The organism is Saccharopolyspora karakumensis (genome assembly GCF_004349225.1).
Taxonomy (GTDB): Bacteria; Actinomycetota; Actinomycetes; order Mycobacteriales; family Pseudonocardiaceae; genus Saccharopolyspora; species Saccharopolyspora endophytica.
The window spans coordinates 89,671-103,698 of the sequence record NZ_SMLA01000002.1 but is presented as its reverse complement, the minus strand read 5'-3'; the positions used below and the strand labels follow the sequence as shown (position 1 = coordinate 103,698).

Here is a 14,028-nt window from a genome sequence, read left to right as displayed (position 1 = left end):
TCAGGAGTCGGACCGGCGCATCTTCCTCAGCTGCTCTTTGAGGTCATCTACGTCCCACCGCTGATGGCCCCCAGGTGTCACGAGCGCAGGTTCAACAACACCTTCTGCCGCCCATCGCTGAAGCGTCCGGCGGTCAACACCGATCGCTTTCGCAGCGTCGCCGGTCGAGACGTAGTTCGAGGTCACTCGCCTACGTTCAACCGCATTCCGACGCTAAGCTAGTCGAATGTCGCTAGTGCCTACCTATACCCACATATGTCGCGTTTGCGTACGATTGCCGCGTGCCAGAAATCAGCGTGGGACGCTGGCGACTCGAGTTGGGTGTAGCCATCATCGACGGGCGCACCTGGTGGACCTGCCCAGTTGGTGGCGAAGACTGCGGAAAGGTGCTTGCCGACCTCGGAGCTTCGGCCATCGACTGCATGGCGTGGCACGTCGAACACGCCCACCTCCGGACCCTCAGCTATCGCAGCCCGGTGTGAGCCGCGGCGACGACAATTGGTAACCCACAGAAGTTCGGCGACTGCTGGTCGCGACAGAACCAGGCGATGAGCATCACAAGCCCCACAGAGAGCAACTGGCGCGTTTGCTGATGATCAGCCAATCGGGTGACCATCCCACCCGTGAATCGGAACCAGGACCTCCGATGTGAGCGGCGAAGTGTTGCGTTCGGCGGGACCGGTTGCGCGCTGAGCGCGATCGGAACCGGTATGAGCGCGGTGAACGGCAGTCATCCGGTGTTCGCCGGGGTGGTCGCCGTTCTGTGCGCGCTCGGCTCCGTGCTTGCCGGTGCGCGGTACGTCCGTCTCCGCCGGGGTGATCGCGATGCGTGAACGGCTGCGAGCCTGGTGGTGGTCTGGGCCGACATCGATGCGCTGGGAACGTGCAGTGTTGTCGCTGTATGTCCTGTTATGGCTTCCGTACTTCCTGTCTGAGTCGCAATCAGTTCGGTTCGCGTGGCTCGCCATATGGGCTATCGGAGCCATCGTGATCGGCACCGGTCACATTCGGGCGCTGCGGCGGGAAGGCAAACCGTGGTGGCACATGTTCCGGCGGGGCGACCGCGATGCATGAACGGTTACGTCGATGGGCGGATCGTTACCAACTTGCGCTCAAGGTGACCTCGGTGATGTGGATTGCGGGGGCCTTCAATGGCTTTTCGAAGACGATGGCCCGCCCTTCTGGTTTCACATCGTGTGGGGCTTGCTCTGCGGTGCCGCGGTGTTCGCCTGGGTCGCGGTGGGCAACGCGATCACGGGAGCCCGAGTCCGCCGAAGCGACAGGGACGGGTGACCACAACTAGCGATAGTCACACGCTCAAGGTCCCCTGCGTCTGACCTGCGGTAGCGGTCCGCGTGTTTAGACTTTCTCTACTTCATCAAGGGCGGCCCCTGCGGGGCCGCCTGCCGCTGTATGCGAGCCAGGGGGAGCTGCCAACCTTCCTGTATGCGAGCCCGGCCAGGCCTGCCGCCTGGCCGGGCGTGCGGCTTCGCCGGTCCCGGCCAGGCGGCGGCGGCCGGGCGCAAGCGGAAAGGTCGGCAGCTGCACCCTGGCGCCAGCGGTGACAGGCGGCCCCGCAGGGGCACACCCGAAGCAGGCCAACTCAACCGCGGTTTCCTCACCACAGACCATCGCCCACTTGGGCAAACTCAGGGCACAGTGCTGGGCACGCTGCCGAGCTGGTCGCCTTACCACTCCAGCGAGCACAAAAGTGCCGGCCGCGAAGGTGCTCACCGGCTTGTGGTCCATTTTCACGGGCGCTTAGCGAACGGTGTCGGCCAGCAAGACGGTCGCCAGTGCACCGTAGACGCCTGCTGCGAGCCGTTCCAGGAGCATCCTGACCCGCGTGTGATGCAGTACCCGATCTCGGATCACGCCCGCCGCGCACCCGATCGCGAGATCCGCCAGGAGCCCGAGTAGCTGAAGAATCAAACCCAGCATCAGCAGCTGAAGAACGGGATTCTCCTTGGTGTCGCCGAGGAACTGCGGCAGAAATGCAGTGAAGAAGAGCGTGATCTTCGGGTTGGCGATGTTCACTACGAACCCCCGCCGAAACACATCCGCCGACGGGACGGCGGAGGCCGCTGGCTCCGACCCGCTGGACCTCCAGCTCGCCCATGCGAGATACGCCAAATACACAGCGCCGCCGAGCTGGATCGCGCCGACCACCCCCGGCGCAGCAGCGAGGAACATGCCGAGACCGAGGGCCGTGAGAACCACGTAGACGCTGACGCCCGCTGTGATGCCGAAGGCGGCTCGCGTCGCGCCCTTCCGGCCATCTCTCAAGCCCGTGGCGACGATGAAGGCCATGTCAGGCCCCGGTGCCAGAAGAAGGATGACGACGGCAGCGAGAAAGGCAGGCAGGACGCTCAGGTCCACCCATTCGTAACCCGAAGACACGATTTTTCAGGTTACCAGCCGTGTAACCCTAAGAATAGGAGGTCAGGGTTACACTTAATTTCGTGCCTGCTGTCCCTGCGCTCGACATGCCCAGCGTGGTCGAGTTCGTGAACGAGTACGCCGGTCTCCCCCGCGCGGCCGCAGACGAGCTAGAGGCGCCATACCCTGATGCAATCGAGATCTTGGCGTGGCCGAGACACCTGCCCATCCCCGATGCCGATGACCTCGTCGCTACGGCGAATGCGACCTTCCGGGTGTTCTCCTCCGCGCAGGACGGCCGGGCGTTCCAGGAACTCAACGACCTCCTGCGGTCAGCGCGGCCCTTGCCGGTCGCGTCCGAGACGGGTCTGCGCTGGACGGTTGAGGCGGCGAACGAAGTGCTCCCCGCGGCCCTGGCCACATGCATATTGCAGTGGCTGCTGAACCATCAACAGGCCCGCCTCGGAACGTGTCATGGCGCCAAGTGCGTCGACGCGTATGCCGACGCATCCCCAGCGGGCAAACGGCGCTTCTGCTCATCGACCTGCCTGAACCGCCACAAGGTCGCCGCGTACCGCCTGCGTGCGAAGTCGAATCCGGGTACAGAGGAGAACTGATAGTCGCCAACTGGCGATCATTCGCACGCGTGTTCTAACCTCAGCGTGTCGGGCGGGAGGATGGGGAAGATCCAGAACGCTCGGCACGGGTCGGTCACTGCACCTCTCTGGCCGACCCGACCAAACTTCACGTCGGAGCGGGCACCAGGTGGCGAACGAGGGTGGCGATGGCTGGCAGGGCACACGGCGACGGCCGGACACCCCGCAACCCATCTGGGTCCACTTGGTGCAGGCTCTACCGCCCCAACGCGGCGTCGGCTACGGCAACACCCCGCTCCGCGTACGAGCGGGCGGCATCGATATCTCAGCCACAGTCCCCGGCATCCTGCTAGCTTGGCACCAGACCTGCGTTGGCGACTGGTGGGCGCTCGCCACGTTCGAGCTGACGAACCGCTCCGGCAGGCCCGGCCTGGTGGTCACTCAGCTGGTCCCCGCGAAGGCCGTCAAGCCACGGCAAGGGACAGCAGATTTCGCCGATTAATTGCCAAGAACCAGCCGCAGATGACGGCAGATGAAGCCAGGCAAGGCGAACTTCCAAATCGCCATCCACGCAGCTAACCAAAGGTACTGTCAGACAACGACAAGCACTGTCCACCATGGATCGACAATCCGCGGGTTCAGGGTTCGATCCCCTGGCGGCCCACCAAAACCCCAGGTCACATGGCCTGGGGTTCTTTGCTTTCGATGCCCGGTTGATCGCCCACTTCCCCGGTCCCTTGATGGGTATCACGAGGGCCAGCACTTCGGCACCGCCGCGCGACCGCGTCCCGAGCGCACGCCTCGGAGCATCAACACCCGTGAGTGGCTCACCTCGGTCGCCTGGCGGGCGGTCAGGACCGCTCGACCCGGGAGCGTGGCGACTTTCTTGAGCAGCGGGGTTCACCAGATGGCGCGAGCCCCGGAGGTGCTCACGGGCGCGTGGTCACCCCGTCAGTCGTCTTCACCCTTCTTGTCCTCCTCGCCTTTGCCTTCCTGCTCCTTGGTCCTCGTCGGTGTCGGAGCAGGCGGGGGCGGCGGGGTGATGGTCTCGGCGTGGAGAACGGTGTCGGTGTTGATCAGAGGCGCGCTGTCGTCGGCCACCAGCCCGAGTTGGTGGAACTCCTTGATGCGGGTTCCGTCGGGTTGGGTCAGCTCGATGCCGACGTGCACGGTGTTGTTGCCGGTGGCGACCGGGGGCGAGAAGACGGCCACGTCGGTGACCTGCGCCCACGTCGCGTCGTAGGTCTGGTGACCTTGGGCTCGCAACTGCGGGCCGAGGCGGGTCCAGGCGTTGCCGGGGTGCTGGGGCAGCAGGGCGTAGTAGTCGGAGACGACGCGTTCGAGTTCGGCGGGCGAGGCCGTGCGCGCAACGCTCGTTGGCGTCGGATCTTCCGAGGAGAGCCGGGTGGTCGCGAGGGCGATCAGCAGGATCGCCACGGCCGCGAGCGCGGCGAGGATCAGCGGGCGCCGAGTTGCGCGGGTGCTGCGCTGCCGCTCGGGGGACTCGTCCCAGGCGGCGACGGGCGCGCTGTCCAGCCGCGTGCCGTGACCGCCCTGAGGCGGCACAACCGTCGTGGTGTGCCCCGGGATTCGGCCGATGACCTGAGTGCGGTCGCCCAAGGGAGCCGCAAACTCCGCGGGAAGAGGCTGCCCGGAGGCCACGGCGTGCAACATCGCGTGCAGCCGCTCCGGCGTGGGGCGTTGGTTCGGGTTGGTGTCGAGCATGCGGTCGAGGACGGGTCCGAGCGAACCGGCGTGTTCGGTCGGCCGGATCACACCGGCGGCGACGCGGTGCAGCAAGGCCAAGGAGTTCTCGGTGTCCTCGCCGGAGGGCGGAAGACCTTCCACGGCGGTGTACAGGGTGGCCCCGAGGGAGTACATGTCCGAGCCCGGGCTGGGGGCACTTCCGCGGGCGATCTCGGGTGCCAGGTAAGCCGGGGTTCCGGAGAGGATTCCGGTTCTGGTCACGGCGATGTCATCGGCGGCGTGCGAGATCCCGAAGTCGGTGATCTTGACGGAGCCGTCATCGCCGAGGAGCACGTTGCCGGGTTTGATGTCGCGGTGCACGATGCCGGCCTGGTGCGCGGCGCCGAGAGCTTGTGCGGCCTGGGAGCCGATGACGGCGACGACGTCCGGGGCCATGCGGTGCTGTTCGGCCAGGACGTCGGCGAGACTGCGCGAGGGCAGGTATTCCATGACGAGCACGGGAAGCCCGTCGTGCTCGGTGACGTCGTGCACCGCGATGGCGTTGGGGTGCTGCAAGCGGGCGGCCAGCCGCCCTTCCCGCATGGCGCGTTGCCGCGCCTCGTCGGCGGCCCGCGGGTCCATGCCGTGCGTGGCGTGGAGCTGTTTGACCGCGACCGGGCGGTGCAGGAGTTCATCGGTGGCCAGCCACACCACGCCCATGCCGCCGCTGCCCAGCTGCCGTTGAAGGCGGTACCTGCCGGCCAGCAGCGTGCCGATCTCGCTCACTCGTCGCCCTTCGTGCTGACCTTGCCCGAACCGCGCCTGTAGCAGCGGGTTTCGGGGGCACCAAGGCAGGTGCCGACGCCCGCGACCGAGATGGTGCGTGACCGCCATCCGCGGCGGGCGTCGGCCCGGCCGATCCTGCGTAGCCCGGTCGGATTGGTGAAGATGGTCCTCACTGGCTGATTTCACCCGGATTCTCGGGTGACGCGTGCGGGAGCCTTCCCCTCCGCTCAGCCGCCCATCGACTCGGCGGTGGTGATGACCTCGGGCGGAACCGGGGAGTCGGAAGCCAGCGCCTCGAAGAGGGTCTGGGACTCCTGCTTGTCCCACTTGACCACCGACCCACCTCCGTCGGTCTCGCCGAAGCCGCCGAAGGGCACGGTCGTGGTGATGCCGTCGCCGGAGGCGATGCCGTTCATGGCGAAGGCCAGACCGCCCAGGTGCCACACGTGGTCGTCGCGGTTGACCAGGAACGTGCTGGAGGTGTTGAGGATCAGCGGGAACAGCCGCAGCGGGTTGAGGAACACCTCGGGGCTGGACGCCTTCTCGGACAGCGCGCTGAGGAACTCGCGCTGCCGCTCCACGCGGTCGAGATCGCCGCGAGCGGTGGCGCGGGTGCGCACGTAGCCCAGCGCTTGCGGGCCGGCCAGCGTCTGGCAGCCCGGCTGGAGGTCCAGGTTGGCCTTGGGGTCCTGCATCGGCTCCTTCACGCACAGGTCCACGCCGCCGACCGCGTCGGTCATGTCCGCGAACCCGCCGAGGCCGACCTCGGCGTAGTGGTCGACGCGCAGCCCGGTGTTCGCCTCGATCGTCTTGACCAGCAACTGCGACCCGCCGTAGGCGAAGGCGGAGTTGAGCTTGTCCTTGCCCTGGCCCGGGATCGACACGTAGGAGTCGCGCGGCAGGCTGACCATCGTCGGCTTGCCACCGGCGGCCGGCACGTGCACCAGCATCATCGTGTCGGTGCGGCGACCCCCGGTGTCGCCGGTGCCGAGCTCGGCCTGCCGTTCGGAGTCCAGGCCCTCGCGCGAGTCCGAGCCCACCAGCAGCCAGTTCGTCCCCGGCCCATCGGCCGGGCGTTCACCATCGGTCGGGATGGCGTCCTCGCGCTTGAGCGAGAAGTCCACGTAGACCAGGAAACCCACCAGGACCAGCAAGAGCACCGCGAGGACCGCGAGAATCCTGCGGCCCGGGCGACGGCGCGGTCGGTGGTTCTGCGGCGGCCCGTAGGGACGCTGTCGCTGTGCGTAGGTCATATCGCCTTCCGAAACAATCGCCGGACACGTACCCGCCCCCCGACGGCACGGCGCGAAGCATCGCAGAGCAATACCGACGAAAGTAGGGCGTAGCCCACATGGGTGACATACGTTCTGAACACAGAGTCATCACACCGGGATAACCATCCACTCAAAGTGCAATTTAGTTGCAGCAAGAAACCCGGCATCCCAGCAGCACACGATGGAGAAATGATTCGGATTCAGATTTTCCGCCAGTTCCGGTGAGCCTTCTCTCGCCACACCCGTAAGAGCGACGGGTTGTTTCAACCCCGCCCAACTGGACACAATCCGCAACCATGAATTACGACCCGCGCTACGGCCCGCCGCCCCAGCAGGGCCACCCCTACCCGCCGCAGCAGCCAGGTCCGTACGCCCAGCAGCCGGGTCCGTACGCGCAGCAGCCCGGGCACCCGCCTCACCAGGGCGGATACTACGACGAGCCGCCGCACGACCGGCGCCGGAGCGACAGCAGCGAAAGCATCGCCCACATCATCCGCATCGTCGTGGGCGTGGTCATCACGATCTTCACGCTGCACGTGCTCTTCGTGGTCTTCGACGCCAATCAGGGAAACGGATTCGTTTCCTTCATTTACACGATGGCGCAGGTCTTCGTCCTCGGCCTCGGCGACGTCTTCACGCCCGACGACGAAATCCTCGGAGTCGTCCTCAACTACGCCCTCGCCGCCCTCGTCTGGGCCGTCGGCGGCAAGCTCATCATCAAAGCCCTCCGTCGCTGACACCCGCAAACCAGAAGGCTCGAGGCGAAAGCAGGAGTGCGAATTCCGCTCGTTCCGGCTCGGATCGCCGGAAATGATTCCGGAGAAGGAATCTCCACTTGGTCGGACTTCTGGACGATCGATGAACCGCCGTCCACCGGCGCGGCATTCCGGCCCACCAGCGCATCGGCCGGTGGGCACTCGCCAGCTCCGAGGTGACCCGCCAAGGCGGCGTCGCTCGCGACTCAGCCCGTACCGGCGAGCGCCGTCAGACGCCCCACCTTCAGCGGTGCGGGCGACCGGAGGCGTTGTCAGGAACAGTCCACCGTGGACGGACGGTGCTCAGCGAAGAACCCCAGGCCGTGCGGCCTGGGGTTCTTGCACTTCCGGGTCAGGAGATCCACTGCTGCTCTCGGATCGGGGGGCGCATGCCTCGGATGCAGGCCACCATCTCCAGGGTCCGCCGGGTGGGCAGGACCTGGTGGGAGCGGAACATGATCGCTCCGGCGTGGGCTGCCACCGCGGTGGCGGCCAGGGTTCCTGTGAGGAGCTCGTCCTTGTCGGCGGCGTCCAGGTCCAGGCTTTCGCGGACGAAGGTCTTGTTCGACAGCGCCATCAGCACCGGCCAACCCGCGGAGACGATCTCCTCCACGCGCGCCACCAGTTCCAAGTGGTCGACCGTGTTCTTCCCGTAGCCGGTGCCGTCGATGAGGATGCCTTCGCGGGGCACGCCCTTGGATTCGGCGAGTGCGGCCAAGCGCGTGGTCTCCTCGACGACCGCGGAGACGACGTCGTCGTAGTCCGAGCGGACCGGCTCGGCGCGGGGGTCGCGGTTGGCGTGGGTGCACAGGTACCCGGCGCCGTGGTGCGCCGCCACGTCGAGGATCTGCGGGTCAGCCGCGCCCCAGGCGTCGTTGATGATGTCCGCGCCCGCGCGGCAGACCGCGTCGGCCACCTCGTGCCGCCAGGTGTCGACGCTGATCAGCACGTCCGGGTGGTTCTGGCGGGTCCACTCCACCGTCGGGAGCACGCGCCGGATCTCTTCGTCGGTGTCGACCTCGGCGCCGGGGCTCGCGGTCACCCCGCCGATGTCGATCACGTCGGCGCCCTCCGAGACAGCGCGCTCCACCGCGGCCTTGGCCGCGTCTTCCTCGAAGGTGGAGCCCCGGTCGTAGAACGAATCCGGCGTGCGGTTGACGATCGCCATCACCAACGCGCGGTCCCGAACAACTCGGCGACCGCGGAACACCAGGTCGACCGCGCTGGAGCCAAGATCTCGCAATGCCCGTTCCTTCCTGCGAGGGCCTGGAAAGCCCGTTACGGGCAGTTTGCCAGAGCGGCCGCGCCGCGAGGAGCGCTCAGCTGTTCGAGACCAGGTAGCGGACCAGCAGGGTGTCGTCCTGCGCGAGCACCGAGGCGAGGCTGAGGCGGGCGGGGTCGATGCCGGTGCCCTTGGCGATCCGGTCCGCCGTTCCGGACACCAGCAGCGGTGAGATCGTCAGGCGCAGCTCGTCGACGGCGCCCGCTTCGAGCAGCGAACCGAAGAGCCGCGGCCCGCCGTCGCAGTGGATCCGCCGAAGACCTCGCTGTTGCAGAGCCGCTGTCGCCGCGGCGAGGTCCACCTCGGACTCACCGACCAGCACGACCTCCGCACCGGCCGCCTCCCACTGCTCCCGCAGCTCGGGAGGCGCTGAAGCGCTGGTGATCACGATCGTCGGGACCTGGGCGTCGGTGATGACCGGCGCGTCCGGCGGGAGGGTTCGGCCGGACGTGACGACCGCGATGCGGGGGATCGGCGCCAGGCCGTGGCGCTCGCGGAGCTCGGCCTGGTCCTCGTCGGGTTCGATGCCGCGGAACTCCTCGATGACCGCGGTGTTCGACCCGACCAGGATGACGTCGGCCAGCGCGCTCCCCAGCGGGTACACCTCGCGGTCGGCCGCGTTCGTCAGCCCGCCGGAGCGTCCGGCGACCTCGACGGCACCGTCCGCGCTCGACACGAAGTTCACCGCCAGCCACTTGGATTCGCCCTCGGGGTAGCCGTAGAGGCGCACGAGCTCCGCGCGATCGACGTTCCCCGCCTCGTCGGGCGGCCACAACCGGTACATCAGTTCAGATACCTCACGACGTTCGAGGGCTCGCGCCCGCCGGTGATGCTCGCGACCATTTCCAGGGTGTGCCGGGTCTGCCGAACCTGGTGCGCGCGGAACATGACCGCCCCGGCCTGCGCGGCGAGCGCGGTCGCGGCGAGCGTGCCGGTCACGCGGTCGTCGAGCTCCACGTCGAGCGTTTCGCCCACGACGTTCTTGTTGCTCATCGCCATCAGCACCGGCCAGCCGGTGTCGATCAGATCCGGCAGCCGGCGGAGGATCTCCAGCGACTGGTAGGTGTTCTTGCCGAAGTCGATCGCGGGGTCGATCAGCAGGCCTTCGCGGGGAACGCCGAGCGAAACCGCCTTCTCCGCCAGCTTCGTCGTCTGGTCGATGACGTCCGCGACGACGTCGTCGTACTGCGGGCGCGAGGGATCGGTGCGCGGTTCGAGTCCGCCCGTGTGGGAGCAGACGTAACCGGCGCCGTACTGGGCGGCGACGTCGAGCATCTCGGGGTCGTAGCCCTGCCACGTGTCGTTGAGCAGGTCGGCACCGGCCTGGCACACGCGGTCGGCGACCTCGTGCCGGTAGGTGTCGATGCTGATGATCAGGTCGGGGAACTCCGCGCGACTCCACTCCAGGGTCGGGAGCACGCGGCGGATCTCCTCCTCGACCGTCACCTCCGGCCCCGGGCTCGCCGGGATGCCGCCGATGTCGAGGACGTCGGCTCCTTCTGCGACGGCGTCGGCGATGGCTGCCCGTGCACGGTCTTCCTCGAAGGTGGCGCCGTGGTCGTAGAACGAATCCGGCGTGCGGTTGACGATCGCCATGATCAGAGCTCGATCGCTGACCACCGCTCGACCCCGGAAGGCCAACTCAAGCATCCAGCCCCCTATCTGGGAAAACTCGGCGCGTACCGCTTCGCGCCGAGCCTACCGAACCGCGCCTCTCCAGCGGCCCGCTCACCCACCGCCTCCGGGGTCGTCGCTGCCGCCGGACATGACCGCCGAGCAGTACCTCCGGCTGGCCACCGAGAGCGTGGGGATGCCGACCCCGCCCGCGACGTCGGAACGCCTTCGCGCCGCTCGCACGAGCATGGGCGAACGGCCCTGCTGGGACGCGGCGGTCGACCTCGGCCCGATCTCCGATGCGCCCTGGCGGTCGATGGTCATCGTCGGCCACTGGGCCGACGCCCCGGCCTCCTACGGCAACTCGCGGGCGAACCGCTCGCCATCGCCGCCCAGGTTCTCGTCGAGCGGATCGGCGCGGAGCTCCTGACGGTGCCCGGCCTCTACCCGCACGTCCAAGAACCCGAAACCGTCAACACCGCCCTCCAGAACCTGTGGTCCCGGGCCTGAACGGAGCCGCACGACGGCAGTTCCTATCCGCGAGATCGGGGGTGTGCGGGACGTTCTCGCTGCTTACAAAGGGCATCAGGGGGTGCGGGCGGGCGGTCTGGGTACTGTGGGGCCGTGATGGAGATCTGGGTCAACCCGCAGTGCTCGAAGTGCCGTTCCGCCGTTGGCGAGCTCGACGCCGCCGGGGCCGGGTACACCGTGCGGCGCTACCTCGAAGACCCTCCGTCCGTCGCCGAGCTCGAAGCCGTGCTGGGGCGGCTCGGCTTGGAGCCGTGGGACATCGCGCGGACCGGCGAGGCCGTGGCGAAGGAGCTCGGGCTCCGGGAGCTGCCGAAGGACGCCGAGCACCGCGACGACTGGCTGCGGTTGATGAGCGAGAACCCGAAGCTGATCCAGCGGCCGATCATCACCGCGTCCGAGGGCACCACCGTCGTCGGCCGCGACCCGGAATCGGTGAGCCGCGTCCTGGGCGCCGAGAAGAACGCTTAGCCACCGAGGGTTTTCGGCGGATCAGTCGCGGCGGCTGAGCCGCTCGCCGACGCGGATGATGCGCTCACCGACGTTGTCGGCCAGGCCGCTGGTGGCGTGGGCGACCCGGTCCGCCGCGGTCCTGCTCACCGCCGCCGCCTTGGTCGCGGCGTCCTCGGTGAACTCCGCCGTCGCGGCACCGGCCTGATCCGCCCAGCCGGCGGCACGCCCGGAGAACCGCGCGACGTGCTCGGCGGTGTCCTCGCGAACCTGCTCGTAGAACCTCGTGGTCTGCGCGACCGTGCTGTCGACCAGTTTCGAGAACGCTTCGGGAACCGGCACCGCAACCTCCTCCGGAGACGCCGAGAGAACCTGTTACTTCGAGTAACACATTAGGCACATCGCACCCCGCCCGCAACGCCCGCCACAGCGATGGGCCGAACGGAGCAGCGGGACCGGCATCGGCCGGAACCCGCTGGGACGCCGGGTCTCGTCCAATGTGGATCCTTCGCCGCCTAGCGTGACGAGCACCGCTCCGGATGAGGGCTTGATCGTGCCGAGCTGGGGCTACTTCTCCCCGTAACCGGAAGTTGGGATTCCACGTGGCCCGGGTGATGCCGGACCGCAACCTTGGGCACATAGGATCAAAGCCCAGGGAAGGGATTGCCCGCACGGCCGCTGAGCAGGCGTTCACCTGAATATGCCAAAACCGTTCATGCGGGCAGAAACAGCGCCGATACGTCGGCAACCACTAAGGACAGATACCTATGCTTCAGCAGCGGACGCGACTGTTCGGTTCCATCGCGGGCCTGTGCACCGCCGGCGCACTGCTCGCCGGCTGCGGCGGTGGCGAATCGGCCGAGCACGCGCAGCACCAGCCCGCGCCGCAGGCTCCCGCCCAGGGGCAGTCCGCTGCGGGCAAGCAGACCTCCGGGACGTTCGAGAACTTCTCGCCGGCCGCCAAGGCCATCACCTACAAGCCGGACCAGGTGCCGGTGGGTGGGCAGATCAACGTGTCCTCCTCCAACGCCGACGGCAAGAGCAAGGTGACCGTCGAGGTCAAGGGCCTGCAGCCGAACCGCGCCTACGGTGCGCACGTGCACGTCAAGCCGTGCGGCCCGACCGGCGAGGACGCCGGCTCGCACTACCAGGAGAAGGCCGACCCGGTGAAGCCCTCGGTCGACCCGGCCTTCGCCAACCCGCAGAACGAGGTCTGGCTGGACTTCCACACCGACGCCCAGGGCAACGGCACCGCCACCGCCGAGGGCACGTGGGCGCTGGCCACCCGCGACGACGCCCAGTCGGTCGTCATCCACGAGACCCACACCCACTCCGAGCCCGGCAAGGCCGGCTCCGCGGGCGGGCGCCTGGCCTGCATCTCCGCGGACTTCTGAGCCGCCTGAAGCACCGCGAAGGGCACTCGCCGGCAGGTGGGTGCCCTTCCCGCGCTTCCGGGCGCGGAAACGACCGCGACGCAGGTCACGGGTGATCGAGGTTCGGCGTCAGGGACAATGGGTGCGATGACCGCTCTGGACCTGCCCGCCGCGACGGGCGCCAAGACGCTGCGGATCGGGCCCCACGAGGTCGATCCGCCGGTGGTGCTCGCGCCCATGGCGGGGATCACCAACGTCGCGTTCCGGCGGCTGTGCCGGGAGTACGGCGCCGGGTTGTACGTGTGCGAGATGATCACCAGCCGCGCGCTGGTGGAACGGCACCCGAAGACGCTGGAAATGATCACCTTCGACGCCGACGAGCACCCGCGCTCGATGCAGCTCTACGGTGTCGACCCGGTGACCATGGGCAAGGCCGTGCGCATGATCGTCGAGGAGGACCTCGCCGATCACGTCGACATGAACTTCGGCTGCCCGGTGCCGAAGGTGACCCGCAAGGGCGGCGGATCGGCGCTGCCGTACAAGCGGCGGCTGTTCGCCGACATCGTGCGCGCCGCCGTCGACGCCGCCGAGCCCGCCGGGGTCCCGGTCACCGTGAAGTTCCGCATCGGCATCGACGACGAGCACATCACCTACCTCGACGCCGGTCGCATCGCCGAGGACAACGGTGCCGCCGCCGTCGCGCTGCACGGCCGGACCGCCTCGCAGCGCTACTCCGGCACCGCCGACTGGTCGGCGATCCGCACCCTCAAGGAACACGTCACCTCCATCCCGGTGCTCGGCAACGGCGACATCTTCAGCGCCGACGACGCGCTGCGAATGGTGGCCGAAACCGGTTGCGACGGCGTGGTCGTCGGCCGCGGCTGCCTCGGACGCCCGTGGCTGTTCCGCGACCTGCAGGCCGCGTTCACCGGACGGCCCGTGCCGGAAGGCCCGAACCTGGGCGAGGTCTCGCGCGTGCTGCGGCGTCACGCCGAGCTGCTCGCCGACCACATGGGTGAGGAGAAGGGCCTTCGGGACCTGCGCAAGCACATGTCGCAGTACCTGCGGGGATTTCCCGTGGGATCGGATCTGCGGCACGGTTTCGGCCTCGTCTCCAGCCTCGCGCAGCTCGACGACCTGCTCGCTCAGCTCGACCCGGACGTGCCGTTCCCGGTCGACGCCGAAGGACCGCGCGGACGGCAGGGATCGGCGGGCAAGGTCGTGCTGCCGGAGGGCTGGCTGGACGACCCCGACGACCTCACCGTGCCCTCGGGCGCGGAGATCGACTCCAGCGGCGGCTGACCC

16 protein-coding genes are annotated in these 14,028 nt (G+C 68.2%); 8 read left to right on the top strand and 8 right to left on the bottom strand.

All coding sequences use genetic code 11. The features are described from left to right. Positions 1-186, bottom strand: a complete 186-nt coding sequence (locus tag E1202_RS01725; protein WP_132680486.1) for a helix-turn-helix domain-containing protein — start codon at positions 184-186, stop codon at positions 1-3. A 95-nt stretch (positions 187-281) separates the two neighbouring features. Here E1202_RS01725 and E1202_RS01720 point away from each other — a divergent pair, with 95 nt between their 5' ends. Further along, a complete protein-coding gene (locus E1202_RS01720) occupies positions 282-482 on the top strand; it encodes a hypothetical protein (protein WP_132680485.1) in 201 nt (66 codons plus the stop codon). Positions 483-825: 343 nt separating this feature from the next. After that, positions 826-1,074, top strand: a complete 249-nt coding sequence (locus E1202_RS01715) for a hypothetical protein (protein WP_132680484.1) — start codon at positions 826-828, stop codon at positions 1,072-1,074. A 687-nt stretch (positions 1,075-1,761) separates the two neighbouring features. On the opposite strand, the gene E1202_RS01710 is transcribed toward E1202_RS01715, so the two are convergent. Further along, positions 1,762-2,400 carry a LysE family translocator gene (locus E1202_RS01710; RefSeq protein ID WP_132680483.1) on the bottom strand — a complete coding sequence of 213 codons (639 nt, stop codon included), beginning with the start codon at positions 2,398-2,400 and terminating at the stop codon, positions 1,762-1,764. A 62-nt stretch (positions 2,401-2,462) separates the two neighbouring features. On the opposite strand from E1202_RS01710, the gene E1202_RS01705 reads away from it, so the two are divergent. Continuing rightward, positions 2,463-2,996: a CGNR zinc finger domain-containing protein gene (locus tag E1202_RS01705; protein WP_132680482.1), complete on the top strand. Its 534-nt coding sequence runs from the start codon at positions 2,463-2,465 to the stop codon at positions 2,994-2,996. A 930-nt stretch (positions 2,997-3,926) separates the two neighbouring features. On the opposite strand, the gene E1202_RS01700 is transcribed toward E1202_RS01705, so the two are convergent. Beyond that, positions 3,927-5,447 (bottom strand): serine/threonine-protein kinase, encoded by a 1,521-nt coding sequence (locus tag E1202_RS01700; RefSeq protein WP_132680481.1) that lies wholly within the window; start codon positions 5,445-5,447, stop codon positions 3,927-3,929. Between the two features lie 227 nt (positions 5,448-5,674). Then, on the bottom strand, positions 5,675-6,700 hold the full coding sequence (locus E1202_RS01695) for an LCP family protein (RefSeq protein WP_132680480.1): 1,026 nt from the start codon (positions 6,698-6,700) through the stop codon (positions 5,675-5,677). Positions 6,701-7,017: 317 nt separating this feature from the next. Here E1202_RS01695 and E1202_RS32010 point away from each other — a divergent pair, with 317 nt between their 5' ends. Beyond that, positions 7,018-7,458 (top strand): hypothetical protein, encoded by a 441-nt coding sequence (locus tag E1202_RS32010; protein ID WP_235877547.1) that lies wholly within the window; start codon positions 7,018-7,020, stop codon positions 7,456-7,458. A 370-nt stretch (positions 7,459-7,828) separates the two neighbouring features. On the opposite strand, the gene folP (E1202_RS01685) is transcribed toward E1202_RS32010, so the two are convergent. The 3 genes from folP (E1202_RS01685) to folP (E1202_RS01675) form a co-directional block, all read right to left on the bottom strand. After that, the gene (gene folP, locus E1202_RS01685) at positions 7,829-8,644 is read right to left on the bottom strand and encodes a dihydropteroate synthase (protein WP_132680619.1); all 816 of its coding nucleotides are present in this window, start codon (positions 8,642-8,644) and stop codon (positions 7,829-7,831) included. Positions 8,645-8,795: 151 nt separating this feature from the next. After that, on the bottom strand, positions 8,796-9,542 hold the full coding sequence (locus E1202_RS01680; RefSeq protein WP_132680479.1) for a pyrimidine reductase family protein: 747 nt from the start codon (positions 9,540-9,542) through the stop codon (positions 8,796-8,798). Continuing rightward, positions 9,542-10,408 (bottom strand): dihydropteroate synthase, encoded by an 867-nt coding sequence (gene folP / locus E1202_RS01675; RefSeq protein WP_132680478.1) that lies wholly within the window; start codon positions 10,406-10,408, stop codon positions 9,542-9,544. The genes E1202_RS01680 and folP (E1202_RS01675) overlap by 1 nt, the downstream gene beginning before the upstream one ends. Positions 10,409-10,523: 115 nt before the next feature. Between folP (E1202_RS01675) and E1202_RS01670 the strand changes: the two genes are divergently transcribed. Together E1202_RS01670 and E1202_RS01665 are read left to right on the top strand one after the other, a co-directional pair. After that, a complete protein-coding gene (locus tag E1202_RS01670) occupies positions 10,524-10,802 on the top strand; it encodes a hypothetical protein (RefSeq protein ID WP_132680477.1) in 279 nt (92 codons plus the stop codon). A gap of 197 nt (positions 10,803-10,999) precedes the next feature. Then, positions 11,000-11,371 (top strand): ArsC/Spx/MgsR family protein, encoded by a 372-nt coding sequence (locus E1202_RS01665; RefSeq protein WP_132680618.1) that lies wholly within the window; start codon positions 11,000-11,002, stop codon positions 11,369-11,371. Positions 11,372-11,392: 21 nt separating this feature from the next. Here E1202_RS01665 and E1202_RS01660 read toward each other — a convergent pair whose 3' ends face one another. Continuing rightward, positions 11,393-11,692, bottom strand: a complete 300-nt coding sequence (locus E1202_RS01660) for a hypothetical protein (RefSeq protein WP_132680476.1) — start codon at positions 11,690-11,692, stop codon at positions 11,393-11,395. 425 nt (positions 11,693-12,117) lie between these two features. Between E1202_RS01660 and E1202_RS01655 the strand changes: the two genes are divergently transcribed. Both E1202_RS01655 and dusB read left to right on the top strand, forming a co-directional pair. Beyond that, positions 12,118-12,744: a superoxide dismutase family protein gene (locus E1202_RS01655; protein WP_132680475.1), complete on the top strand. Its 627-nt coding sequence runs from the start codon at positions 12,118-12,120 to the stop codon at positions 12,742-12,744. 126 nt (positions 12,745-12,870) lie between these two features. After that, on the top strand, positions 12,871-14,025 hold the full coding sequence (gene dusB / locus E1202_RS01650) for a tRNA dihydrouridine synthase DusB (RefSeq protein WP_132680474.1): 1,155 nt from the start codon (positions 12,871-12,873) through the stop codon (positions 14,023-14,025). Positions 14,026-14,028: the final 3 nt, after the last annotated feature.

What these genes read in the sequence shown, in the direction of transcription:
- E1202_RS01670 (WP_132680477.1), top strand. Translation starts at nt 10,524, where the DNA reads ATGACCGCCGAGCAGTACCTCCGGCTGGCCACCGAGAGCGTGGGGATG.
- folP (WP_132680478.1), bottom strand. Translation starts at nt 10,408, where the DNA reads ATGCTTGAGTTGGCCTTCCGGGGTCGAGCGGTGGTCAGCGATCGAGCT.
- dusB (WP_132680474.1), top strand. Translation starts at nt 12,871, where the DNA reads ATGACCGCTCTGGACCTGCCCGCCGCGACGGGCGCCAAGACGCTGCGG.
- E1202_RS01665 (WP_132680618.1), top strand. Translation starts at nt 11,000, where the DNA reads ATGGAGATCTGGGTCAACCCGCAGTGCTCGAAGTGCCGTTCCGCCGTT.
- E1202_RS01680 (WP_132680479.1), bottom strand. Translation starts at nt 9,542, where the DNA reads ATGTACCGGTTGTGGCCGCCCGACGAGGCGGGGAACGTCGATCGCGCG.
- E1202_RS01715 (WP_132680484.1), top strand. Translation starts at nt 826, where the DNA reads ATGCGTGAACGGCTGCGAGCCTGGTGGTGGTCTGGGCCGACATCGATG.
- E1202_RS01695 (WP_132680480.1), bottom strand. Translation starts at nt 6,700, where the DNA reads ATGACCTACGCACAGCGACAGCGTCCCTACGGGCCGCCGCAGAACCAC.
- E1202_RS01655 (WP_132680475.1), top strand. Translation starts at nt 12,118, where the DNA reads ATGCTTCAGCAGCGGACGCGACTGTTCGGTTCCATCGCGGGCCTGTGC.
- E1202_RS32010 (WP_235877547.1), top strand. Translation starts at nt 7,018, where the DNA reads ATGAATTACGACCCGCGCTACGGCCCGCCGCCCCAGCAGGGCCACCCC.
- folP (WP_132680619.1), bottom strand. Translation starts at nt 8,644, where the DNA reads ATGGCGATCGTCAACCGCACGCCGGATTCGTTCTACGACCGGGGCTCC.